General features: G+C 61.1%; 20 protein-coding genes and 2 pseudogenes. 18 read left to right on the forward strand and 4 right to left on the reverse strand.

Annotation, left to right across the window (positions count from 1 at the left end):
* Positions 1-221 precede the first annotated feature (221 nt).
* Together ACPXYO_RS02850 and ACPXYO_RS02855 are read left to right on the forward strand one after the other, a co-directional pair.
* Positions 222-494, forward strand: a complete 273-nt coding sequence (locus ACPXYO_RS02850; RefSeq protein WP_423916481.1) for a helix-turn-helix transcriptional regulator — start codon at positions 222-224, stop codon at positions 492-494.
* A gap of 69 nt (positions 495-563) precedes the next feature.
* Positions 564-1085, forward strand: coding sequence for a HipA domain-containing protein (locus tag ACPXYO_RS02855; RefSeq protein ID WP_423918653.1), 522 nt, complete (start codon positions 564-566; stop codon positions 1083-1085).
* Between the two features lie 788 nt (positions 1086-1873).
* On the opposite strand, the gene ACPXYO_RS02860 is transcribed toward ACPXYO_RS02855, so the two are convergent.
* Complete coding sequence (locus ACPXYO_RS02860) at positions 1874-2773, reverse strand: LysR substrate-binding domain-containing protein (protein ID WP_423916483.1); 900 nt, start codon at positions 2771-2773, stop codon at positions 1874-1876.
* Between the two features lie 275 nt (positions 2774-3048).
* Here ACPXYO_RS02860 and ACPXYO_RS02865 point away from each other — a divergent pair, with 275 nt between their 5' ends.
* The 16 genes and pseudogenes from ACPXYO_RS02865 to ACPXYO_RS02940 all read left to right on the forward strand — a co-directional run bounded on the left by ACPXYO_RS02865 (position 3049) and on the right by ACPXYO_RS02940 (position 19193).
* The gene (locus ACPXYO_RS02865) at positions 3049-3648 is read left to right on the forward strand and encodes a cysteine hydrolase family protein (protein WP_423916485.1); all 600 of its coding nucleotides are present in this window, start codon (positions 3049-3051) and stop codon (positions 3646-3648) included.
* A complete protein-coding gene (locus tag ACPXYO_RS02870) occupies positions 3632-3916 on the forward strand; it encodes an FAS1-like dehydratase domain-containing protein (RefSeq protein WP_423916486.1) in 285 nt (94 codons plus the stop codon). The genes ACPXYO_RS02865 and ACPXYO_RS02870 overlap by 17 nt, the downstream gene beginning before the upstream one ends.
* Positions 3917-4006: 90 nt before the next feature.
* Positions 4007-5422, forward strand: a complete 1416-nt coding sequence (locus ACPXYO_RS02875) for a sugar ABC transporter substrate-binding protein (RefSeq protein WP_423916488.1) — start codon at positions 4007-4009, stop codon at positions 5420-5422.
* 80 nt (positions 5423-5502) lie between these two features.
* Positions 5503-7083 (forward strand): sugar ABC transporter ATP-binding protein, encoded by a 1581-nt coding sequence (locus ACPXYO_RS02880; RefSeq protein WP_423918656.1) that lies wholly within the window; start codon positions 5503-5505, stop codon positions 7081-7083.
* A gap of 116 nt (positions 7084-7199) precedes the next feature.
* Positions 7200-8108 carry an ABC transporter permease gene (locus ACPXYO_RS02885; protein ID WP_423916489.1) on the forward strand — a complete coding sequence of 303 codons (909 nt, stop codon included), beginning with the start codon at positions 7200-7202 and terminating at the stop codon, positions 8106-8108.
* Positions 8109-8336: 228 nt separating this feature from the next.
* Complete coding sequence (locus ACPXYO_RS02890; protein ID WP_423916491.1) at positions 8337-9413, forward strand: LLM class flavin-dependent oxidoreductase; 1077 nt, start codon at positions 8337-8339, stop codon at positions 9411-9413.
* Positions 9410-10732, forward strand: a complete 1323-nt coding sequence (locus ACPXYO_RS02895) for an LLM class flavin-dependent oxidoreductase (RefSeq protein ID WP_423916493.1) — start codon at positions 9410-9412, stop codon at positions 10730-10732. The genes ACPXYO_RS02890 and ACPXYO_RS02895 overlap by 4 nt, the downstream gene beginning before the upstream one ends.
* A gap of 35 nt (positions 10733-10767) precedes the next feature.
* Positions 10768-11973 (forward strand): LLM class flavin-dependent oxidoreductase, encoded by a 1206-nt coding sequence (locus ACPXYO_RS02900; protein ID WP_423916495.1) that lies wholly within the window; start codon positions 10768-10770, stop codon positions 11971-11973.
* 282 nt (positions 11974-12255) lie between these two features.
* Positions 12256-13071 (forward strand): enoyl-CoA hydratase/isomerase family protein, encoded by an 816-nt coding sequence (locus tag ACPXYO_RS02905; RefSeq protein ID WP_423916497.1) that lies wholly within the window; start codon positions 12256-12258, stop codon positions 13069-13071.
* Positions 13072-13097: 26 nt separating this feature from the next.
* On the forward strand, positions 13098-14303 hold the full coding sequence (locus ACPXYO_RS02910) for a CaiB/BaiF CoA transferase family protein (RefSeq protein ID WP_423916498.1): 1206 nt from the start codon (positions 13098-13100) through the stop codon (positions 14301-14303).
* A gap of 203 nt (positions 14304-14506) precedes the next feature.
* Positions 14507-14569, forward strand: a pseudogene (locus ACPXYO_RS02915) (hypothetical protein); the annotation flags it as partial.
* A 64-nt stretch (positions 14570-14633) separates the two neighbouring features.
* Positions 14634-14822 (forward strand): annotated as a pseudogene (locus ACPXYO_RS02920) (DDE-type integrase/transposase/recombinase); the annotation flags it as partial.
* Between the two features lie 196 nt (positions 14823-15018).
* On the forward strand, positions 15019-16701 hold the full coding sequence (locus ACPXYO_RS02925) for an ATP-binding protein (RefSeq protein WP_423916500.1): 1683 nt from the start codon (positions 15019-15021) through the stop codon (positions 16699-16701).
* Between the two features lie 363 nt (positions 16702-17064).
* Positions 17065-17940, forward strand: coding sequence for a transposase (locus ACPXYO_RS02930; RefSeq protein WP_423916501.1), 876 nt, complete (start codon positions 17065-17067; stop codon positions 17938-17940).
* Positions 17941-18304: 364 nt separating this feature from the next.
* On the forward strand, positions 18305-18826 hold the full coding sequence (locus ACPXYO_RS02935; protein WP_423916503.1) for a hypothetical protein: 522 nt from the start codon (positions 18305-18307) through the stop codon (positions 18824-18826).
* A gap of 169 nt (positions 18827-18995) precedes the next feature.
* A complete protein-coding gene (locus ACPXYO_RS02940; RefSeq protein ID WP_423916505.1) occupies positions 18996-19193 on the forward strand; it encodes a hypothetical protein in 198 nt (65 codons plus the stop codon).
* Between the two features lie 165 nt (positions 19194-19358).
* Here ACPXYO_RS02940 and ACPXYO_RS02945 read toward each other — a convergent pair whose 3' ends face one another.
* The 3 genes from ACPXYO_RS02945 to ACPXYO_RS02955 all read right to left on the reverse strand — a co-directional run bounded on the left by ACPXYO_RS02945 (position 19359) and on the right by ACPXYO_RS02955 (position 22791).
* Positions 19359-20651 carry a S1 family peptidase gene (locus tag ACPXYO_RS02945; protein WP_423916507.1) on the reverse strand — a complete coding sequence of 431 codons (1293 nt, stop codon included), beginning with the start codon at positions 20649-20651 and terminating at the stop codon, positions 19359-19361.
* Positions 20652-21100: 449 nt separating this feature from the next.
* The gene (locus ACPXYO_RS02950; protein ID WP_423916509.1) at positions 21101-22402 is read right to left on the reverse strand and encodes an ImmA/IrrE family metallo-endopeptidase; all 1302 of its coding nucleotides are present in this window, start codon (positions 22400-22402) and stop codon (positions 21101-21103) included.
* Complete coding sequence (locus ACPXYO_RS02955; RefSeq protein WP_423916510.1) at positions 22399-22791, reverse strand: hypothetical protein; 393 nt, start codon at positions 22789-22791, stop codon at positions 22399-22401. Before ACPXYO_RS02955 ends, ACPXYO_RS02950 begins: the two co-directional genes overlap by 4 nt.
* Positions 22792-22816: the final 25 nt, after the last annotated feature.

Below are 22816 nucleotides of genomic sequence, written 5' to 3' on the forward strand. Positions count from 1 at the left end.
GCGCCTTCCAGTCCCGAAGAAGGCCACAACAGCGCCCAAGACCGCGCCACGTCGGTGTGAGCCATCCCCGCCGGCGCTGCCACCCCAAGAACATGGCACGCATGTTGGTCCTTGCCGACTGGGAACGGTCCTTGCGTTCGGTTGCACGCGGGAGGGCTGTAAACGATCGGTGGAATTTCGAGATTTGTATGCGAACGGTGACAAGTCGGTCGACTGCGCCCATGGCGGCTCGGGCAGCGTTGGCAGTGCGCTCGGCAGGGTCCTTGGCAAGCGTGATCGCTGCGCGGCGGGCACTGTCGGGCTTCACCCAGCAGGCGCTCGCGGATGCGGCGGGGGTATCGCGCAAGCTGGTATGCGATGCCGAGGCGGGCAAGCTGACGATACAGCTGGACGGCCTGATCAAGATCTGTGTCGCGTTGGGATGCGATGTGGTTGTGCGCGAAGCCGACCGGACGCGTCTCGGCTACCAGGACGCTCTGGCTTCGCTGGAATGACGTCGGCTGTGCTGCGCGTGCGCGTCGGCGGGGTACGCGCCGCGATGTTGGCTCGCGCAGCGGAAGCCGCTGGCACGAGGCGCTGGGCGACGAGCCGACGACGCACATCTTGAAGCCCTCGATGAAGGTGTACCCAGGGCAGGCCGTAGCCGAGCATCTCGCGCTCGCGACGGCGCGGCGTGGTTCCAGCGGCTTGTGTACTGCTGGGTCATCGTCGCCGACGACGCGCACGCCAAGAACCATGCACTGCTGCACCTGCCAGGCGCCGTCTGCCGGCTGGCGCCGCTGTACGACACAGCCTCGTGGCTGCCCTACACCGACCTCCCTGCAGCCGACATCCACCTCGCCATGTCCCTCGGCGGCCGGTTTGAAGCAGGTCACGGTGATCGCAGCGAGGACTGGCGCAGCTTCGCCCGCGACATCGGCGTGGATGTCCGCTGGGCCGCCGAACAGATACAGCGCATCGCAGCAAACACACCTGCTTGCCTACAAGCCGAGATCGACGCGCTGTCCCCCGGCGACAGGTCCAGCGGCATCACCACCCGCCTGCTGGTAGCGATCACTCAACGCTGCGACTCCATCACCGCCTGAACGGCCGAACACACGCCCAACCGCGGCATGACTCGCCAGCCCTTCACCGCATGGGCGCCCGCCGCGGATAGAGAACGGGACGCGAGGATCTGTTCATGTCCTCCTTGGCAGGGCTCGTATTCGGATTGTCGTCGGCGTAGCCGAGTGCGACCGGCGCCACCGCATCCCTGGCTTGGACCGGCGGATTCGCATTCGCGTCTGCTGTGACTTCATCCGCTGCAGCAGCCGTGGTACTGCGCCGAAGCGGCACAGCCACTCCCCATAGGCAACATCGGCATCGGCGCGCACGGCCGCCGGTCGCCGCTGGGTCGAGCGATGCTGGCCCACCACCGCGCACGCCCGGCGCTCTGACACCCCGAACCGGTCCTGCAGCCGCACCACCGCAGCCCGCCGACGGTCCGGGGTCACCATTTTCCCTCCGCGAGATCCTTCAGCATCGCTTTGTCTAGCTCCGCCTCGGCGAGCAGCTTCTCCAGCCGAGCGACCATCGCTCATCTGCTCCACGACCATCGAACGAAACTCCGGCGAGTAAGCGAGCCTTGCGGCGCGGCAACGTTCACCGCGCATCCCCATCTCCCTCTTGATTCGGACACCACCACTTTCACAAACCGAGTCCGGTGAACGGGGGACACATCAGCTGGACCAACTAACGGGTCCCCGTCACCGACTCGGGGGCTGTATGTGATCGAAGATGCGCTCGAGTATCTCGACGCCATTGTCGCCACATGGCATGAGAGCGTCAGAGGTTGGCTGCCGTGAGCTGTCTTCCCACCGTGAAGCTCCTGTTGCTAGATCATGGTTTCTCGAGCGAGTGTTGAGAGATTGCTGATTACCGCGTCGAGATAGCCAGGGTCTTTCCGCTGCGGGTCGTGCACCGCGCCCAACTGGAGAGTCAGAGCCGCGCCAGCGTGGGTGATGAGGGGGACTGCGCCCAGGTCCATGCCACGGAGACCGACAGATGACGGGAGAATCGCCAATCCTTCGCCGGCGGCGGCCATGGCGAGCGCAGCGTCTGGAGCTGAGGTCTCGAAGGCGATTTCGGGGGTGAGATTCTCGATGCGACAGGCTGAATCGAAGAGAAGTCTGCTCCCAAACGTCTCGTTGAGAGCCAGAATAGGGAAGGTACACGCTTGTTGTATTGTCATTGCTTTTAGCCCCGAAGAAGGCGAAGACCTCGATTGAGGTCTGATGGCCATGAGGGTGAGATCGACGAGAGGATGCTGCACAAGTCGCGGTGACGGCCCTATGAATGCGACGCCGAGTCGGATCTCATGCGCCTCGATAAGCTCGACGACCTTCGCTCCTCCGGCCTCGACCACTTTGCACTCCACGTTCGGAAAGTCCTTGCGGAAGGTCTGCAAGAACGGAGCGATGAGCCGTTCGATCGTCCACGGGGTTGCACCGATACTGAAGTTCCCGAGTCGCCCCCCACGCAGTTGCCTGGCGGTTTCAAACAATGAACTCTCGCTCTGCACGAAATCCGTACAGTGTCTCAGCAGAGCTTCACCAGCCTCAGAGAGCCTGACCCCACGACCGACCCGGTCAAACAGAGCGATTCCAAGTTCGGTCTCGATCCGTTTGACCTGGCGGGACAAGGCGGATTGGGAGATGTTGAGATGTGTGGCCGCAACGGTCATGCTCCCAGTTCTGGCAATCTCGAGAAGGGCTTTGACGTACCGTGCATCCACCTATGCATTATACGCAAGCACAAGGACGACTCGCGTGCTAATGTTGCATCATCAGCGGTTTAGGCCCGTGGGAAGAGAGCGCGATGGCACCATCAGGGGGGGTACCGGCCGTCTCCGGGTCGGTAGGAGCTTGGCTAGACCCTCAAGCCCAAGGATCTGCCCGGGCCACCGTCTTGGTGCGAGGCGCCGCGTCACCAAGCAGCTTGAGGAGCATACGCGGGACCGTCGATCGCGTGCCGAACATGGACCAATAGAGGGATGGTGGGTACAGACAGATGAAGAAGGATGAGATTGCTCTCGTACTGATGGATCTCCAGAACGACGTTGTTCATCCGGAAGGTCTCTTCGGAAAGTCGGGACTTGCAGATGTCGTCAGAGAGAGGAGCGTCCTCGAGAACTCCCATGCGGTTCTCGAGCGAGCCCGGCAGCTTCGGATGCTAGTGGTCCATGTAGCTCACCAGTATCGAGCAGGTCACCCCGAGGTAGGCCAGGGAATGGCAATCTTCGACTCAATCAAGACAGCAGACGCAATGACCGAAGGCAGTTGGGGTGCCGAGCACCACGAAATGGTTGCACCGATCGAGAACGAAATCGTTGTACCCAAACGTCGAGTCAGTTCCTTCTATCAGTCAGACCTTGACCTTGTTCTTCGACTTGCCGGAATCAAGACAATTGTCTCGGCCGGTGTTGCCACGAACATGGTGGTCGAGGCGACAGTGCGAGATGCCGCCGACAGGGGTTTCGCAAATATCGTACTTGAGGACTGCTGCGCGAGTTTCGATGCTGAGGACAACGAGTTCTCGCTCAAGAATATCATCCCCAAATTCGGACGAGTGATAACAACACTAGAGTTTCTCGATGAGTTCACAGCTTGACGACCTCGTGGGGCCACTGGTTGGTTCTCAATCAGTTCCGCTAACAGCGCCACCATTCACGGCTGAGGGTATTCGTAGATACTGCTATGCAATAAGTGAATCGGATCTCCTCTGCCTTGATCCAGAGTTGGCCAAAAGCACGCGGTGGGCCGGCCTAGTTGCTCCGCCAGATTTCTGCCAGGTCTTCCGCCCGGAGAGGCGACACGACTATACTTGCCGAGAGGATTTGGTCACTCTTAAGTTCAGACTGACTTCGATTGTCACGTAAAGTAGAACATATAAATTTCCCCGGAACCTAGGTCCCCGGGTTAGTAAATGAAAGAAAAGAGATATCAGAAGAGGGAAGAGGTTAGAGCAGATGGTAAAACGGCCCAGAATCAACGTGCCCGATTTCAGTGACAAAAAGGTTGCTGACGCCGTCCTTGAAGAGCTAGATTCGCGTCATATGTCTCGGCGCGATCTACTGAAGCTTGCATCCGCAGGTGTAGTTGCTGCGGCTGGTTGGCCGCTACTCAGCGCCTGCGCTGGGGCGAGCACTGGAGGGAGCGCAACTACAACGGCTACAACGGCGCCTGGCAGCCCGTCGACCACCGCAATCGTTGTGCCGAAGAGTGGGCAAGTCGCCAACATCATTCGGGTTGAGCAGGCCTACTTCCTCGATCAGGACGATGGGGCTAGAAAGGCCGCTAAGATCCTCGGCCTCGACTACGCGGCAACTTCGTCAAATCAGGATGTGCTTCGGCATATCAGCCTGGTGGAGGAGTTTGTAGCGGGCGGTGCAAAGATGATTATCCAGGGCAATGTTGATGGTTCAGACCTTCGGCCAATCGTCGAAGCATGTACCGCGAACGAGGCGTACCTTGCAAACATGTTCGTAACTGATCCGTGGTTCACGCCATTTGACGCAGGCGAGTACTACGTGTGGTATCTCGACTTGTTCGAGTCGGAGAATCTTGCGCGGACAACCAGGATAGTGCTTGATGCGATTGGCGGAGAGGGTACGGCAATATACGTTGAGGGCCTTACTGGCGCCTCAGTGGCAACCACGCGGAAAGTCACGACCCTGAACGTCCTGAAGAATGAGTTCCCCAACGTTGAACTCTTGGCCAGCCAGGACGGAAAGTGGAACCCGGTCGATGCGCAGAAGGCCGTTGAGGACATGGTCGCTGCGGTCGGCATGCCTGACGTTATCCTGTGCGACAACGACGGCGAGGCAGCAGGCGCAGTCGCGGCGGTCGAAGGCCTCGGAATGACGCCCGGAGTTGATGTCCTTATCTCCGGCCAGGACGGCAATCGAGACGTCCTTGACATGATAGAAGACGGACGTGTCTATGTGACTGGATTCCACTCACCAGCCTATTTCGGAGTGGCACCGGTTGTGAGGTGCTTCGACGCTCTAAACGGGGTGAAGCTTTCAGCACCCGAAAGGCAGATGGGAATAGCCGGGGCTATCCCCGTACTTCAGGACAATGTAGCGCAGGTCAAGCGACGTTTCATTGAGACGGACAACCTCCCATTCGACCCAGTATTGATGTCGAAGGTTCACCATCCTGACGATTGGGACCCGATGCACCAACTCCGCGCTCTCGTCCTCGAGGATCACTGGGCACCGTTTGGCGAGGTAATCTCTGAAAAGCCCGAAGGTTGGGGCCCGCCTGAGTACGTAAGAGCTCTGGAGGCTGGCGAGATGGAACAAGTAACCCAGATGTATGCCGATCACTACAAGATCAGGATGGATGACTTCAGCTACAAAGGTGTCCCGGTTCCAGAATAACTTCTCCCGAGGAGAGGACGCCGGTCAATTCTCGTCTTGCCGCAAGGCAGGGCACAGAAAGGTTGGACATCTGAGTGCCAGTGCTAGAAGCGCCAGTCCTAGAGGTCCGCGAGCTCTGTAAGTCCTTTCGCGCAGTAGTCGCGTTGGATCATGTTTCGTTGCAAATCAACCGAGGGGAGATCGTAGGTATCGTCGGTGAGAATGGTGCCGGAAAGAGCACCCTACTCAACATACTGTCAGGGACAGAACGTCGGGACTCGGGCAAAATCCTGCTCAACGGCGTCGGAGAGATAGCTCCGAGGAACTATCTAGAGGCCAACCGATTCGGAATCTGGCGAGTCTTTCAAGATCCCGCAGTTATTCCAGGGATACCTGTCTATGAGAATCTCTTCTTAGGTCACGCAGACAAGTTCGCCCGATTTGGCTCTGTCCTGGACAAGAGAGCGATGATTCGCGAGGCGAAACGCATTGCACATGAGATGCGGCTCGAGATTGATGTCACCCAACCCACATACCGGTACAATTTCGCAGTTCGGCAAGCCCTGGAGGTCGCCAAAGCATCGATGCTTTCCGAAGTCTTAGGCCTCGAGTCGAGCGTCGTCCTGTTTGACGAGCCCACCACAAGCCTGTCTCACGTTGAGGTTGAGGCCCTCTTGGCTCTTATGCGCGAACTACAGCGGCGCGGATCATCTGTCGTCTTCGTATCGCATCGGCTGAGCGAGATTTTCCTGGTATGCAGTCGCCTATATGTAATGAAGGACGGAGTCCTAGCTGCCGAGGTCATGGCGGACGAGACGGAGCCAACTGAACTTCACGAGCTGATGGTCGGCAGGGTCAGAGAGAAGGACTATTACTTGGAAGGTGAGCAGGTCGAGGTGACCGGGAAGCCGGTCAGCGTCAGAGTCACTGATCTGAACCTGACCGGTGAGTTGTCGGACATTAGTTTCGAGGTCAGGCAGGGCGAGGTATTGGGCCTTGGCGGAGTGATTGGCTCCGGGAAATCTGAACTTGGACGAGTACTGGCCGGACTGTCGAAGCCGGATAGCGGGACAATTGAGATCAACGGCACTGGAATAGTAAACAGACTGACGCCTCCGAAGGCTAAGGCTGCCGGGATTGGCTATGTGCCACCAGATCGCTCATTCGAGGGGATTATCGCGAATTTCTCCGTCGCATCGAATATTTCCCTGCCGAGCGGCGAAAGCGATCGATTGGGCTTTACCAATAGGCTCGGTGTATGGAACCTCGGCAGAGAACGACAAGTGGCGCGAGACGCTGTCGAGAAATTCAGAATAAGGGGTACGCCTGGCGCCCTCGCGGCTACTATGAGCGGTGGAAATCAGCAGAAAATAGCTGTAGCGAAGTGGGTGCGTCGAGAACCCGTGGTCCTCATCCTCGACAATCCAACTCGGGGGGTCGATGTAGGTGCAAGGGCCGAGATCTACCGGATCATTCGAGATCTCGCCAGAAGTGGGGCGGCGATAATTCTGATTAGCGACGACCTGGTTGAGCTAGTAGGATTGAGTAACCGAATACTTGTGCTGAACTCGGGGACTATCGCCACAACGGTCGACGCACCGCCGGATCAGAAACCAAGTGAACAAGAAATCATTAGCCACATGATTGGTGCGCTCCAGTTCGCTGAAATGGGTAACTCTTGAGTACAGACGACGGTTATTCGACACAGACGGATTCAGAGTCGCGCCGCGAACTAGCTGCTCGTGGCTGGCCCTCCTTCCAGTTGTCGTCCGGCCTGAGGAATAGGATACTGCCATTTGTGTCAGTACTTGTCCTCGTCATATTCTTCGGCGTACTCGAACCCCGATTCTTGACTATCTCGAATTTCACGATTGTTACGTCCCAAGCGGCTCCGTTATTGTTCATCACGTTGGGAGCCACGTTCGTTGTACTCATGGGCGGGATCGACCTGTCAGTTGGATCGGCGGCAACGTTAGCGTCGGCGCTCGCCGCGGTGTTGGTGCGCGACTACAATATTGGGTATTGGGCTATGCCTGTCGCGATCGCCGTCGGCATGACGACAGGTCTCTTCAACGGCCTGATAACGACCTATTTTCGGCTTCCATCCTTTCTGGTGACGCTGGGTACTCTTTCGATCTTTGGCGGGCTTTCTTTACACCTGCTCCAAGGCCGCTCGGTCCCCGTTGGAAATCCGCCATTTAGACAACTAGCAATCGGCCAATTCATCCCCAATCTTCCAAATGCCGCGCTGTTCGCTCTAGCGTCATCGGCCGTACTAATCTTCGTTGGAAGCTGGACCAGATTTGGCCGGTACATAGCGGCTATAGGCGCGGGCGAGGCCGTGGCGACCGTATCCGGAATTCGCGTTCGACGATACAAGATCTACGCATTTACGGTCTCAGGTGCGTTTGCCGGCGTGGCTGGTGCATTCATCTTGGCGCGTCTTGGCTCAGGCTCACCTCAGGTTGGTGCGAACTTTCTCCTGGATAGCATTGCTGCCATCGTCGTTGGCGGAACAGCGCTAAGCGGAGGAGTCGGTGGGGTCCACAGGACGCTTCTGGGTGTCGCGATAGTCAGCATTCTCAGCAACGGCCTGGGTATCATGGGCGTCAGTTCGTTTACTCGAATGATGATCGTCGGATTTGTGGTGATTTTGGCGGTCGCTACGACGATCGACCGCGAGCGGATGATGAATGTTGTCAAGTAGATTTGGCCAGTCATTGCGCGGCCTGGCCACGTTGTGGGCGCGAGATAGACTGCGCAAGATTGTAACTGGCAGTGGTATGTGTGCGAGAAGATCATGGCAAAACGAGTAGAACAAATTAGGGGTCCTTTTGATCCGCAGGGGCAGCCTAAATTCGAAAGTCAGAATTCTGTCTACCTGGGAGTTTTTGCATGGAACCTTGCAGGCGGCGGAGCCCCGACGATCGCTGTGATGGAAGATCCAGAGAGGCGCCGTGACTATTGGCAATGGCCTGCCGCATCCCATTTGATCAAAGAGGCGGACCGAATCGGCTGTGAGTTCCAGGTGCCGTTCGGGCGTTGGCTCGGTCATGGCGGTATCACCGAGTACAACGAGAACACCCTCGACTTCCTCACCGTGGCGGCTGGACTCGCCCCGCTGACCTCGAACATCCTCCTGCCGTCGACAGCGCACATCGGGTATCAGCATCACCCGGTGCAGTTCGCCAAGTGGGGAGCGGCCATCGATCACATGTCCGATGGTCGATGGGGTCTCAACATCGTCGCCGGCTGGATTCGCGACGAAGTCGAGATGTTCGGCGAGACGTTCATGGACCACGATCTCCGGTACGACGTGTGCGACGAATTCGTCACGTTCATGAAGCACTGTTGGTACGCGGACGAGCCGTTCGACTTCGAGGGCGACTACTTCACCGGCAAGGACATCTGGGTCACGCCAAAGCCCAGCCGTAAGCCCCGGCCGGTCCTCGTCAACGCCGGCTACTCGCCGGCCGGCATGGATTTCGCTACGAAGCACTGCGATTGGCTCTTCGCAGCCAACCCGAGCGGGGATCCGCAAGACCTCGGTGACGTGGCCAACCGGGCCAAGGAGCAAGCGGAGAAGTACAACCGCCAGGTCCGAGTGATGAGCTTCTGCTACTGCATCTGGGAGGAGACCGACGAGAAGGCCGAGACCCTTCTCGCCGAGCAGCAGGGAATGATGGACGAGCTGGCGACGAGCTGGCACCTGTACCGCGGGCTCGACCAGCCGGGCACCAAGACAGGCGCATCGTTCTCACTGCCACTCGGCGGCGAGACGGCGACGCTCAAGCAGGCCGTCGGCGCCGAGAACTTCGTCCGCTACGGACTCGGCATCGCCGGCCGTCAAATCGTCGGCGGCTACGACTCGGTCGCGGAGCACATCCGGATGCTCCACACCGACTACGGACAGGAGGGTCAGCTCTTCTGCTGGCTCGATCCACTGCGAGGGATCCACCAGCTGGAGGACCACATCATCCCCCGGCTTCGCAAGATGGGGCTACGCAAGTGACATCGGAAACGACAGAGACGCGTTCGCCCGAGGGCGCGGAGCAACCGGAAGAGGAGATCACCCAGACCGTCGCGCTCCAGACGCTGCAGCCGCAGCGAAAATTCCATCAGAAAGTGGCTATCACCCGAGGCCCCTTCGATCCAGGCGGTCAGCCCGACCTCGAGAGCCCGCATCGCCTCTTGGTGGGTCTCTGGGGCTGGAACGCGTCCTGCGGAACCGTGGCGTCGAGGGCGGTCCTCGAGGACCGCGACCGCTTCCGGGACTACTGGCAATGGCCCCGGGCCTCGGCGCTGGTGGAGTCGGCGGACCGCGCCGGTTTCGATTTCGAGCTCCCATTCGAGCGGCGCTTCGGATACGCCGGCGAGATCGGCTTCCACGAGGACAGCCTCGACTCATTGACGACCGCCCCGGCACTGGCCCAGGTGACCGAGAACCTGACGCTCTTCTCGTCGATCCACATGAACGAGCATGCCCATCCGCTGCACATCGCCAGATTCGGCGGCAACTTCGACCACGTGTCGAACGGACGCTGGGGCCTGAACATCGTTCCCGGTTGGAGTCGTCGTGATGCCGAGGTGTTCGGCCTGGACACCGACTACAGCCTCCGGTACGAGATCGCCGACGAGTTCGTCACCTTGATGAAGCACTGGTGGTCCCTGACGACGCCGTTCGAGTTCGAAGGCGAATACTTCAAGTCCACCCGTGTCGGAATGGTCGGCCCCAGGCCGACGCGTCAACCGCGACCGATCCTGATCTGTGGCGATGCATCCGAAGGCGCCGTGGACTTCGCAGCGAAGCACTGCGATTGGCTCCTCTGCAACGCCTCCGAAGACGACTTGAGTCTGCTGGCCGAGCACGTCGAACGCACGAGGGTCTACGCCGCGCACAACTACGGCCGGCGACTCAAGATGCTCGTCCAGGTGTTCGTGACGATGGCAGAGACCGCGGAGTCGGCGCAGGCGGAGTACGACGAGCTCGTCGCGGCGATCGACTCGACTGCGGCAGACAACATCGTGAGGGAGGCGTTGGAGCAGCCCGGAGAGGCGGAAGGACTTCTGGACACCGCCATCGCCGATCGGCTCGGCGACGCTTCGCTCGAGGAGCTCGTCGGTACGGCGAACTACCGAAAGCTGGCCATCGGGTTCGGCGGGATCCACCTCATGGGCAGCTTCGACGACGTCGCCGAGCAGTTGCGAGACCTCGCCGACGACCACATGCAGGACGCGGTTGCGTTGTCGTTCCTCGACCCCATGAAGGGAGTCCACGAGGTCGAAGACGAGCTCATGCCGCGGCTCAAGAAGATGGGCCTTCGCGCCTAGGCCGTTCCGAACGCAGACCGAAAGGAAAGACAACCATGAGTCGAGAATCGACATTGACCAAGACGGCAGTGAGAAAGAGGAACAAGTTCGTCGAGTCAATGCGCCTCGGGTTCTTCCATCCGACCGGGTGCCTCCACACCACGTCCAAACGTGTCGCCGACGCGAACCCCGACTGGCTCGACGTCGAGATGCACAAGCGACTCGCGAGTCTCGTCGAGGAAGTTGGATTCGACTACATCTTCATGCTCGACTTCCCGATCCCGTACGGGCCGGAGAGCACGCGGGCCAAACACATGGATCCGCTGCTGCAGCCGATAATGCTCGCCCCGTACCTGTTCGCCGCGACGAAGCGCATCGGCGTGGTGACGACCATCTACACCACGACGTACCTACCGGCGGCTATCGCCCGTTTCGGAGCAAATCTGGACGTGCTCAGCGGTGGGCGCTGGGGGTGGAACGTCGTCACCGGTATCCCACCCAGAGGCGAGTACACCGGTGAGGTCTTCGGCGTGGACTTCCCGTCTCACCAGGATCGCTATGACGCAGCCGATGAGCTGATCACGATCGTCAAGGCGCTATGGACCTCCGATGAGCCGATCGACTTCGAGGGGGAGTTCCATCGATCGAAGGGCAAGATCGTCGGTCCGAAGCCCTTGCAGGAGCCGTGGCCCCTGATCGTCCAGGCCGGCGGGTCACCGCGCGGTCGGGAGTTCGCGGCGAAACACACGGACTACAACTTCATGATCGCGATGGATCCGGAGACGGGCGCCGAGCTCCTCGCAGATACGCGGGCGCGGGCCGTGCAGCACGGACGGCAGGAGGACGACGTCGTCTCGCAGTTCGCCATCCTGATCTTCATGCGAGACACCGACGAAGAGGCGAGGGAGTTCTATCGGTCGGTCGTCGACTCACTCGATTGGGGCGCGGTCGCGGAGTACTACGACGCCGCAGCCGACCCGGGAGGCGTGAAGGAGACCGCCGACATGTATGCCGGACTCTCCAGGAAGGAGATCCTCGAGCACTGGGGAATCGGTCAGGGCCTGTTCCGTCTCGTCGGGAGCCCGGAGACCATCGCCGAGGGCCTGCTGAAGATGTATCAGGTCGGCTGTCTTAATGGCTTCGCGCTGTCCTTTCCGATTTGGTCAGAACACGCGATTCGCGACTTTGCGGAGAAAGTACTGCCGATCCTCAAGGCGGAGGGCGTTTGGATTCCGCCTTGGGAAAGAGACTGGTGTTGGTGAAGGTTGTCTAGGTTGCAGGTGGAGCCGGGTCTGGTAATGGTTGCGGTCCACTTTAGTCCATATGTAGATCGACTGGAGGAGTGAGGATTTGAAGCAGAAGTCACATACTCATGGATGTCCTTCGTGTGAGAAGGTGTACGAGTGCACGGAAGGTGGTTGGCACGCAATCGATTATCGCTGGTTCATTCGTTGTGAGGAGTGTCTGGCGAAGGAAGAAGGTCGAATTGCGGCATCGACTTCCCAGGGAGACGACGCCTAGCATGAACCACGCATAGGAGCCCGATGAAGTTGGATAACGTATTGGTCAGCGTCGATGATCACGTTGCCTCGATAACGCTGAACCGTCCCGACAAGCGTAACTCGATCCGCCCCGAGCTGGTTGCCGATCTCTTCACAGCGCTCGACTGGCTCGAGAGCCAGGTGGAGGTTCGCTGCCTCGTGATAGATGCTGTAGGCCCGGCGTTCTGCGCTGGTGCCGATTTGAAGGATTTCTCGGAGGAGTGGGTCGAGCGAGCGGCCCGACCTTCTGGCGAAGCGATTCGGGGTCTGTTGGAAATGATGACAGCCCTTTCGGACCTCGTACACAGGCTGCGCGGGATCTCTTACCCAGTAATAGCAGCTGTGAACGGGCCAGCAATGGGTGGAGGATGCAATTTAGCGCTAGCATGCGACATCCGCCTAGCAACACCGAGCGCGCGCTTCGCCTCGAGCTTCGTGAAGATCGGGCTGAGTTCTGCCGCAATGGGTGGCACATACCTGTTACCGAGGGCGATCGGTGAAGGTCGGGCTCTTGAGCTGCTTCTGACCGGGCGCGACGTCACCGCTGAGGAGGCCGACCGCATCGGCCTCGTCAACAGGGTCGTGCCGGACGAGGATCTCGCGGACGAGGTGCGCAGCCTGGCGGCCGAGTGTGCCGCTCTGCCGCCGCTTGCCCTTGCTGCAACGAAGAGGGCCACAAGACTGAACGCGACTGCCACGTTGGAGCAGACGCTCGCGTTGGAAGCGCAGTTGCAAGCCCCCTTGTTTCTCTCGTCGGATCACCAAGAGGGGATGCTCGCGTTCCTTGAAAAGCGTCGGCCAGCATTCGAAGGTCGATAGCCGGGCAGGACGTCGGGAGGCTACACATGCAGGAAGACCGGCGGCTGCCATTGGAGGGTATTCGTGTCTTGGAGGTCGGTGAACTGATTGCGGGTCCCTTCGCATGTACTCTCCTGGGAGAATTTGGTGCGGAGGTGATAAAGATCGAGCGGCCGAAGAGGGGCGACCTTATTCGCCTTTTTGGACCCCAGACTGACGGAGAGTTCGTCTACTGGTCAATGCTTGCACGAAACAAGAAGTCGGTTGCGGTCGATCTGAGTAACACGGCAGGACGCGCGATTCTCGGAGATCTGATCAAGCAATCAGACGTTCTGATGGATAGTCTGCGCCCGGGGTTGTTCGATACCTGGGGCTTCGACGATGAGACGCTTCAATCTATGAACCCGCGCTTGATTACTCTGCATATATCGGGGTTCGGAAGAACCGGTCCGTATAGTTCGCGTCCGGGTTATGACCCGGTTGCCCAAGCAATCAGCGGTCTCAGTTACATGACGGGAGATCCAAGTGGGCCGCCAATGCGCGCAGGAGGCAGCATTCCGGTATGTGATTTTACTACGAGTTTCCTGGGCGCTCTTGGCATATGCCTTGCCATCATAGAGCGCTTTTCCTCGGAGCGAGGACAGGTCATTGACGTCGCACTCTACGACCTTGCATTCCGCGTACTGGCACCGCTGCTAACCCTGTACGACAGATCTGGAGAAGTATACGGACGTCACGGGAATCGCAGCCTTGGAGGTGCACCCACCGGCCATTTTCGCACCAAGGACGACAGGTGGTTGGCAATTTCAATACAGGGCGATGACCAGTTCGACCGATGCGCTCGAGCAATCGGTCGTGAGGATTGGACTGAGAAACCGGAGTACCAGACGATCGACTCGCGCACCATACATCGAGAAGTCATTGATGGCGCGATGACTGATTGGGTTGCTGTTCGGACGGCAGAAGATGTGGTGGATAAGTTGGAATCGAATGGACTAGTTTGCGGCGTAATATTGACGCCCGACGATGCGGCTCAGGACCCGCATCTGAAGAGTCGCAGCCTCCACCGCAGCGGCACGGACGGCTCACTTCTTCCGTGGCCGGTTCCGATGCTTTCCTGCACGCCTGGCCAGTCTGAGGGCCGAGCGCCCGATCTTGGGGAACAGACTGCAGAGGTGCTGAAGCAGGTCCTCGGGTACACCGACGATCGTGTCGAGTCCCTCAGATCAGCAGGGGTCATTGAGATGCTCTAGAAGCTGAGGTTGACCGTATGTGGCTGCGGTTATGTTGAAAAGCACGAGGTTCTGTTTTCGTGAGTACTGGCATGTACTGATTCACCCTGGGTGTTGCGCAGGCTCCCGAGATTGGAACAAGCATGGGAGCTATGGATGCAGATGTGCGGCGTGCGGCGACGTCGCGGCGGTATTCGGCTGAGCAGAAGGAGCACGCGGTGCGGATGGTGCTGGCGCTGCGTGCGGAGCTGGACACCTCGGCGGGCACGGTCACGCGTGTGGCTCGTCAGCTCGGCTATGGGGTCGAGTCGGTCCGCAAGTGGGTGGCCCAGGCTGAGATCGACGCGGGTGCTCGGGCGGGACTTCACCGCGGACGCGCCGAACCGGCTGTGGGTCGCGGACCTCACCCATGCCCCCACCTGGTCGGGTGTCGCCTATGTCTGCTTCATCACTGATGCGTTCAGCCGTCGCATCGTGGGCTGGCGGGTCGCTTCGAACATGCGCACCCAGATGGTGCTCGACGCACTCGCTCGTGATCGTCTCTGCGCCCTACCCGGCAATCGCCCAACTGTCCGTCAGCGAGCATCTGGCAGAAGATTAGAGAAACTTCAACAACAAAAGGAGAAATCTGCCATTCGATAAAGAAGATTCTATAATCTTGTTTTCAAAATCTCCTAACGTCCATTTGTAAGAAGTAGATCGCATAATCTTCTTCCAGATGGTTACAGTGGTGCGAATGGCCCCGCCGCAGCCCCGTCTCGCTGACATCCCTGGCCACCTCTCGGTCGATGAGTTCTGGGCCTTGTTCGGCACGGTCGAGCACGAGACACTCGACTTTAAGGGCGGACCCGGTGACAGCTTCAAGGAGCTGCTTCCGGCGATGGCCATGACTGACGGCGGACTCGTAGTCCTTGGCGTGAGCGACACCGACGACGAACGCCAGATCGTCGGCTGCCCGCTTGGGCAGCGTGTCCAAGACCGCATCACCCGTTATGCGAACCAGTGCAACATCCCCGTCGAACGCAAATCGTTCAGCGTGGACGAGTTCGAGCTGATCGCCGTGGAGGTTCCCCAGATCAGCGACCGCATCGTCACCACGCCCGACGGGCGACTGCTGCGCCGCGTCGGAGGCGACTCGCAGCCGCTGGTAGGCGATGCGCTCGGCGCATTCGTCCGGGACCGATCCCGTCGTTCTGCGGAGGAAGAGCCGCTGAGCCGCAAGTTCGATCACCGCGACTTCGATCTCGAACTCGTCAATACCGCTCTCGCTCAACACAAACGTCCGCCTGTCGCCGAGGCAGACATCGGAAAGGCACTCTTAGATCTGCACCTTGCCGAGGGCGCCCCTGGGGCCACTTCGAGCCGTGATCTTGTGGTGATGACCGCAGCGGCAATTCTCTTCGCGAACGACCCGCGACGCTTCGTCCCTGGCGTCGCTGCACACCTTGTTCGACGTCCAGGGACCGGTTCGGCTTCCGACGTCACCGCGGACCGCCACGAGTGCTGGGGCCCGCTTCAGGCGGTCTTCGACTGCTGCGTCGAATTCATCGGCCGACACACTCGTAGCTACGACATGGTGTCGGGCCTGTTGCGAGAGACCATTCCCGAGTACCCGCCTTCGGTCGTGCGCGAGGCGTTGCTGAACGCGCTGGCGCACCGCGACTATGGCCTCGTAGGCACCACCATCGACGTGACCGTATGGGACGACCGCATCGAAATCCGCAGCCCCGGGCCACTCCCCGGGCACATCACTACCGACAACATGCGCCGGGAGCATTTCAGTCGCAATCGCCGATTGATGAGGACGCTGCGCGACCTTGGGCTCGTGGAGGAATTCGGCGAAGGCGTGGACCGTATGTACCGCGAGATGGAATCGCGCCTCATGCCGCCTCCCGAGTTCGCCGTCACCTCCGACTCGGTCACAGTCACCCTGCGCAATCAGTTCCTCGTGGACATTGAGGAGCAAGCTTGGCTACTGGCACTTGGACCGTGGCCGGGCTCGGCTGCGGAGCGACGGGTGCTGGTCGAATTGCGTCGTCGGGGTGAAGCAGCCAAACGACACGTTGCTGAGGTCTTGCCCAGCATCGACTTGGACTATCTGTTTGCTGAGATGCTCCAGCGGGGTCTCATGGAACGCGTGGGCCATGCCGGCGGCACCCAGTACCGGCTGTCCGACGCAGTGCTCAGACGGGCCGGGACCTCGGCAGGTTCTGGTCCAGGCATGCGCCGCGCGTCGTTGCTCACTGAGCTCAAGCGCGTTGGCAACCTGTCCAGCGCTGAGGCAGCAAAGCTGCTCAAGATCGAACGGGCGGCGGCACGCAACATGCTGAACAAGCTCGCAGCCGCCGGGTTGGTACGGCCGGTCGGAAACACGCGCGCGCGCCGCTACCACTGGGTCGAGGACCGTGCCGAGGGCTGACTAATGCTCAGGAGTTGAGCAGCAACCCGGTTCGCTGCCAGCACAGCAGCCAACCGAGGGAACAGGCTCAGGCGAACAGGCGGCTGCTCCGCGGTTGCGACAGCACGCTCAGTGACCGTCGTGGCGAAGGATGCCGTTGCGGGCATCGCTACTGGCTACGCCCCTGTTGCGAATAACGACGAGAAGAACGCTGCCTCGCAAGTTCGGATCGGTCGCAGCAGCGGCGTGATGCAGCCCTGACTCCTAGATGATTAGTTGGTTCTTCGTTTTTTGTTGGGATAGGGGTGGGTTGAGGGTCCTCGTGTAGGGGTCGAGGCCCTGCTGGGGTCGGTGTTGTCGGACGCCGAGCCCTGGAGGGCCTCGATGGCGGGTGATGTTGTGTCGGTGCGGCTGTGGCTGTGGCGCATTGAGGTGCTGGGGGTGGTGGTCGACGCGCCCGGGCGGCTGATGGTTGGGGTGCGCTCGACGGTGTGCCGTCCCGAGTGCCCGCGGTGCACGGCTGCGGGCGGCAAGGTTCGTGACCGCCGGGACGACCGGGTGAGGGACCTGGGGATCTCGGGGCGGCCGGTGGTTTTGGTGTGGGAGCGGCGGCGGCTGGTGTGCGAGCCGTGCGCCAGCCGGTTCGCCGAGGGCCGCCCGGTGTTCGAGGGCCGTGTCACGGCGCGTCCGGCCCGGCGGCTGGTAGCCGACGACCGCCGTCGCAGCCGGCGATGCCGGGTGCTCTTGGCGGGCGAGACCTCGATCCGCAAGCGGCACCGCTGCGTCACGGTGCTGGCCGACGGCGACACCGGCGAGGTGCTCGCCATGGTGCCCCACCGCAACACCGGGGCGCTGTCGGGGTTCCTCGCCGCCCATCCACGGCTCAAGCTGGCCTGGGACGCGCTCGGCGAGCTGCACCAGCTCTATCTCGCCGGCGACCGCGACGGCGCGATGGCCGCCCTGGACCGGTTCGCGGACATCTACCGCACTGGCCAGATCCCCGAGTTCAGCGACACCGTCGACACCTTCCTCGCATGGCACGAACAGATCCTCGACTGGCACCGCGCCGGCCGGCCCAACAACGCACGCATCGACCGCACCAACAATCTCCACCCAAGTCCTGCGCCGCCGGGCCCACGGCTTCACCAACTACGCCAACATCGAAGCCCGCGGCCTGCTACCAACCTGACCCCGCCGAGCCCAGCAGCCCGAATCCCAACAAAAGACGAAGGCTCAGAAAAACCAGTGCCTGAATTCTAATTCCCGGCCAAAAAAGCCGGGAATTTAGAGAAATCACGCGAGGTCTTTGCCATGGATCGTACATGTGGGCAAGAGTCCAGCTGCGCAATGGAGACTTTGTCAGTCTCGCCTCGCATATATGGGGCAACTGGCCCGTCGTACCTCTACTTTCGCATGACTGGCACTCGGCACGTAGCTAGCGTACGAGTGCCCCCTTGACCCTGCGGGCCTTGGATCGGTGCCGACGTTAGCAGCGAGCCTGTCCCACGCCAAGCGGTGATGCTCAATGCAGTGAGAAGCATGTGGCTGAGCCGAACGTCACCGGATCAGCAGCACCGCGCCTGTCGGCACGAAAGACCACCCCACCCAGTCATGGAGGTTGACGATGTCGGTAGACCTACCCCAAGTGCCGGAGGACGCACCGCCGGCGGTCTTGTTCCGGCTCAGCTACCGCACCGATAACACCGCAAGAGGTGGATTTCGCGACAGCGACAGTGGCGCGCGAGTCGTCGACGCCATGCGGGGCTGGTGGGAGCTGAACCCTGAAGACATCAAGGCGCTGAACATCAAGTACGCCGTCGCGTTCCATGACGGCGGCAGCGGATCTCCGAATGACCCATACACCTACATCCGAGCACTCCTGACGAACAACGAATCGCCCCACTTCGACCAGGCGTTCAACGGGATCAGCCAATCGAGTCTCGAGGCGAGACGTCAGACAACTTTGACCGTGCGGTGGTTCTCGATGGGAGCCGACAGCAACTCAACCACGGGTTCAGCTACGAATGGCGTAACAAGAGTGAGCCGCTGCTGTGGTATGCCGATGCGCTTGCTGGGGCCGCACGAGAAATCGCCGCCAAGCGATCTTCGCCCGGATTCGCACGCCTGCAGAGCGGTTGCTTCTTGACCGGTGTGGAATGGTTGGTGCCGACTCGGGACATGCGTAAGCCCCGGCTCCCGTCCTAGGCGCTCCTTGTGGAGCCTCGGACTGGCCCTCCGGGGCTTGCGACCTCCTCGCAGATCAGTACTGCAAGGCAGCCACAGCATACGTCCTGCTCATCTCGCAGGCAATACAAGTGGCGAGTGACTACCTGAAGGTTCCACTGCGAGCGGTTCTGACCTCGTCGGGACAGGCGCATCCTCCGGGTGCGCTCAAGGCCGGTGAGCACTCTCAGCAAGTTCGTGCCGCCGACCTCGGCGCCACCAACGAGGCACGCCGCATGGCCCAGATCCAGCACACCCTCGACCTGATGGTCCGCACCGGTCTGTCCTGATCCGCCTTGCGGCGGGCACCCTTTGTGTGGTGCTTGCGGGCGCTCGCGACGATTGGCGGCTGATCCCTGGATTCCGACGCTGCTCGAAATTGGAGCTGGTTCCCGCCGCCGAGGTTCCCGCCGGCGTCAGCGGCAACCGCTTCGGCGACGAGCTGACCGGCGTGCCTACGGAAGCCTCAGCGTGTCCAACGACGCATAGGTCATGACCCGTTCGGGCTCGGTGACCGGCTCCGCGAAGAAGTAGGCCACTTCTGTGGCGAAGTCGTTGTCGACGAAGAAGGTGGCCGCGATGACCGTGCCGCCGTCACGGGAGTACTCGAGCAGGAAGATCGGGACCTTGAGGGCGGTGTCGATCAGGGTCGAGGTAGCGATCGCTGAATGGCCGAATCCTTCGATGAGATTCTCCGTCGACGAGGCTGCGTGCTCGTCGAGTGAGATGCCGTGCAGTCCCGCATCTGCGAAATCGATGTAGCGAACGGTGACAACACTGCTTCGTTGCCGGAGCGCTGCCGCGAACACCGTCTGCCAATCGGACATCAGTTCGGGGATCTCGTCGTGTCCTGGCACCACAACACGGAAGTAGCCGTTCGGGTCCTCGAACACAACAGCGTCATCGAGCAGCCCATCGGGAACCTCGATGGAGACCGGCGTTCGGCTGCCGCTGCGGTCGATGAGGTCGTCCGCGATCTGTAAGGCGTCCTCGGCGGGGATGCCGAGCGTGCCATGGGGATCGTCGACGACGACTGGCGCGATGCCGATCAGCGTGCCGTGGGAATCGACGATGAGGCCGCTGCTGCGTCCCGCTTCTACGTAGGCATTTGTTGCGACGTATGTGGGACCCGCGGAATCCGGCGTGTGGACACTGGTCAGGCGGCCTGGGACGACTGACAGGGTCGCAACGCCGAGTTCTGTTTCCTCGTACGCGGCCAGGAAGATGACGGTGCCGACTGGCGTCGCACCGCTCGCTGCGAGCGGGAGTGCCTCGAACTCGACGTCGACTGGACCCAATACAGCGAGATCGGCCCGGGGCTCCCATGCCACCAGCGGCACGGTGCGGCCCTGCAGGCCGTGAGCGCTCGACGTCAATTGGGCAGCCTCGTAGGTGGCCAAGAGGCGATAGCTGGTGACGATATATCCGTCTTCGACGATGAGGCCGGTGCCGACGCCCTGGGGCGTCTCGACCTGGACGAGCACGGATTGCATGCGTGGCAACAGCGGCAGCGCAGCCAGTCCGTCTTGGCTGGGTGCGCTGTCTGAGTCTGTGAGCGGTTGATCGGACGATTCGAGTGTCGTGGGGGTGTCGGTTTGGCTCGTGTCTGGTGGCGCAGTTGGGCCTGAACCCGATTCCGATCCATTGTCGCTGCTGCACGCGCCAAGAGCTGCAAACGCCAGCAGGACGACGCCGAGCACCGCCGAGCGGGTGGCGATGCCGGGCGCCGTTGCGCCAGCCGATCGCATAGTGCTCCGACTGTATAGACGAGGCCTTCGCTGCGATCCGTCCTCACGCCCCGGTGTCGGGCGGCTGGACCCCACCGAGCGACTGGTAGCCGACAAGCGCCCGACCGCCGACGCACCGGCAGTTGCGCGACGACCCCGCCAGCACCGCAACCTCACACCTCAAGTCCGGACATGCAAGCGAGCCCAGACGGGACTCCTCAGCGGCACATGACGCGAGGAGAGCTGCAGCAGCGTCCTCATCGAGGTGCGCGCACGATCCTGGTCGGTCGTCAGCAGCACCACATCGCCAGTGAATGCAGCCGATTCGGCCCAGGGCGTCAAGTCCTTGCGAGCGGGTCCGCCAATCGCTCGGGTTCGGCCGCCGTCTTGAGTTTCTGCTCGATCACCATGTCGTGCCGCGGTCACGGACCCTCCTCGTCTTGCGGTGACTCGACAGTACGCCTGGGGTGTCACGCCGCCACGAGTTCGGCGATGCCATGGTTCTCGATCTGGTGCCCGATCACATACGAGGAAACGCCAAACTCGTCGGCAAGGTCGGCGACAAGGTCTTGATCGACGAATTTACCGGTAACTCTTTCCGCCAAGCTCGCGGATGGTGCTAGGAATTCAGCTGCAAAGGCCCGGTTCCGCTGCTGCCGCTCAGTGTTCGCTCTCGTGAGCAGAGCGTCGGCGCTGGTTGTCAGCGCCTCGGCCAATGCGCGGCAAAATAGAAATCGCTGACTGGTCTTCCCGGCCGCCCTCAACCCGAATGACACAGTCTGCGAGTCTCGGGACCTCACCACTCCGTCGATTGACGTCAGCGCATCCAGAGATCTGACGGGCCGGGTGGCTCGCTCGAACGTCGCGAAGTCTTGGCAAATCGCCTCGGCCAGCCTTGCCGTGGTGGCGATGAGTTCACCGTTGAGGCCAAGCCTGCGGCGGGTCTGCCTGGCCAACTCGTAGCCGGCATGCCACGGACGGCGCGAATGGTGCGGCAGGCCGCCCGAGTGCAGCAGACCTGCGTCGAGGCGAACCTCATTGGGCACCGCGGCCTCCATGGCCTTGTGGATTGCGGTGCACGCCGACAGTGGCTCGTCGGGACCTAGCGCGGGCAGGGCTTCCGCTCGCAGATCCCCTAACAACTCTCCAACCTGGAGCACGAGTTGCTCCTGCGGCCCGTCAAGGTCGTAGGGATCCCTGCCGAGTCCTGCCGCGGTCGCGCAGAACGCCAGCTCGTCGGCATCGGTGGCCTGGATGGTCGCCCACTCCGACTGCAGATGGGTGGCGGTGATGTCGCATGCCGAGAGTCGACTCACCACCATGCTGACGAAGTCAGAGCAGTCCTGTACGAATTGGTCACGATCAACCGTTATCGAGCCGCGACTTCGAAACTCGAGCTCGTTCCACTCCGACATCCGGTCGCTCCATGCGATGTGTGTCAGTCGGCCAGCCGAGCTGAATCGCACATCGGGCAAGGCATAGCCCTCTGCACCGGTCACCAGACTGTGGCGCTGAGCGAACGCCGGATCAGTTCGGTTGACGAGATTCTCTGTCTCATAGGCGAGGAACCACCAATTCGACACCAGCCATTCGGCCATGGGATAGAGAGGGACATAGACAGCGTCACGCAGTGTCCGCGCTCGCTTGTCGTCAACCCGCGTCAGCACCGCATTGTCGGCTTGAATGCGTAATGAAGCGAACGTTGCTGCCAGTTCCGGACCCTTGATGCCGGTGCCATCAAGCCATTCGACATCGAAGCGCAGTGCGTTCATCGGGACCTCTCCATGTGCAGGGGCCACTCGTCTGGCCTGAGCGGGTAGCCCTTGTACGCACCGTCGCCCCTGTTGACGAGCCGCGCTTCGAAGACCGTGTCACCCAATCGGTGCCACGCATATCGCGGGTAGCCGTCTTCCCATGGCCCACCGGTCGAGCCAGCGCGCATGGCGGAACGAAGCCAATCCGTGACCACTTCGGCGTCGTTGTGCTCCCGGGGGCAGATGGACGCGTCGCTGCGAGGACGGGGGTGGCCCGCGAATGTCGGCATGTTCTTGTGCTCAGGGCTGCCGACGTAGCGAACACGGTCTGCCAATGCGTCCAGATCGGTGCCTGGCGGGACGATTCGAGTGCGTTGCCGGGGACGTCGTCGATTCGGTGACCGCATGATCAAAATGCTACGAGACCGCTGT

This window comes from Candidatus Poriferisodalis sp., from assembly GCF_965237655.1.
Taxonomy (GTDB): domain Bacteria; phylum Actinomycetota; class Acidimicrobiia; order Acidimicrobiales; family Poriferisodalaceae; genus Poriferisodalis.

Excerpts from the sequence above, each read along its gene's own strand:
- ACPXYO_RS02910 (WP_423916498.1), top strand. The coding sequence starts at position 13,098 with ATGCAGGAAGACCGGCGGCTGCCATTGGAGGGTATTCGTGTCTTGGAG.
- ACPXYO_RS02950 (WP_423916509.1), bottom strand. The coding sequence starts at position 22,402 with ATGAACGCACTGCGCTTCGATGTCGAATGGCTTGATGGCACCGGCATC.
- ACPXYO_RS02875 (WP_423916488.1), top strand. The coding sequence starts at position 4,007 with ATGGTAAAACGGCCCAGAATCAACGTGCCCGATTTCAGTGACAAAAAG.
- ACPXYO_RS02935 (WP_423916503.1), top strand. The coding sequence starts at position 18,305 with ATGTCGGTAGACCTACCCCAAGTGCCGGAGGACGCACCGCCGGCGGTC.
- ACPXYO_RS02945 (WP_423916507.1), bottom strand. The coding sequence starts at position 20,651 with ATGCGATCGGCTGGCGCAACGGCGCCCGGCATCGCCACCCGCTCGGCG.
- ACPXYO_RS02850 (WP_423916481.1), top strand. The coding sequence starts at position 222 with ATGGCGGCTCGGGCAGCGTTGGCAGTGCGCTCGGCAGGGTCCTTGGCA.
- ACPXYO_RS02930 (WP_423916501.1), top strand. The coding sequence starts at position 17,065 with ATGGCGGGTGATGTTGTGTCGGTGCGGCTGTGGCTGTGGCGCATTGAG.
- ACPXYO_RS02890 (WP_423916491.1), top strand. The coding sequence starts at position 8,337 with ATGGAAGATCCAGAGAGGCGCCGTGACTATTGGCAATGGCCTGCCGCA.
- ACPXYO_RS02870 (WP_423916486.1), top strand. The coding sequence starts at position 3,632 with ATGAGTTCACAGCTTGACGACCTCGTGGGGCCACTGGTTGGTTCTCAA.
- ACPXYO_RS02955 (WP_423916510.1), bottom strand. The coding sequence starts at position 22,791 with ATGCGGTCACCGAATCGACGACGTCCCCGGCAACGCACTCGAATCGTC.
- ACPXYO_RS02865 (WP_423916485.1), top strand. The coding sequence starts at position 3,049 with ATGAAGAAGGATGAGATTGCTCTCGTACTGATGGATCTCCAGAACGAC.
- ACPXYO_RS02925 (WP_423916500.1), top strand. The coding sequence starts at position 15,019 with ATGGCCCCGCCGCAGCCCCGTCTCGCTGACATCCCTGGCCACCTCTCG.
- ACPXYO_RS02900 (WP_423916495.1), top strand. The coding sequence starts at position 10,768 with ATGAGTCGAGAATCGACATTGACCAAGACGGCAGTGAGAAAGAGGAAC.
- ACPXYO_RS02905 (WP_423916497.1), top strand. The coding sequence starts at position 12,256 with ATGAAGTTGGATAACGTATTGGTCAGCGTCGATGATCACGTTGCCTCG.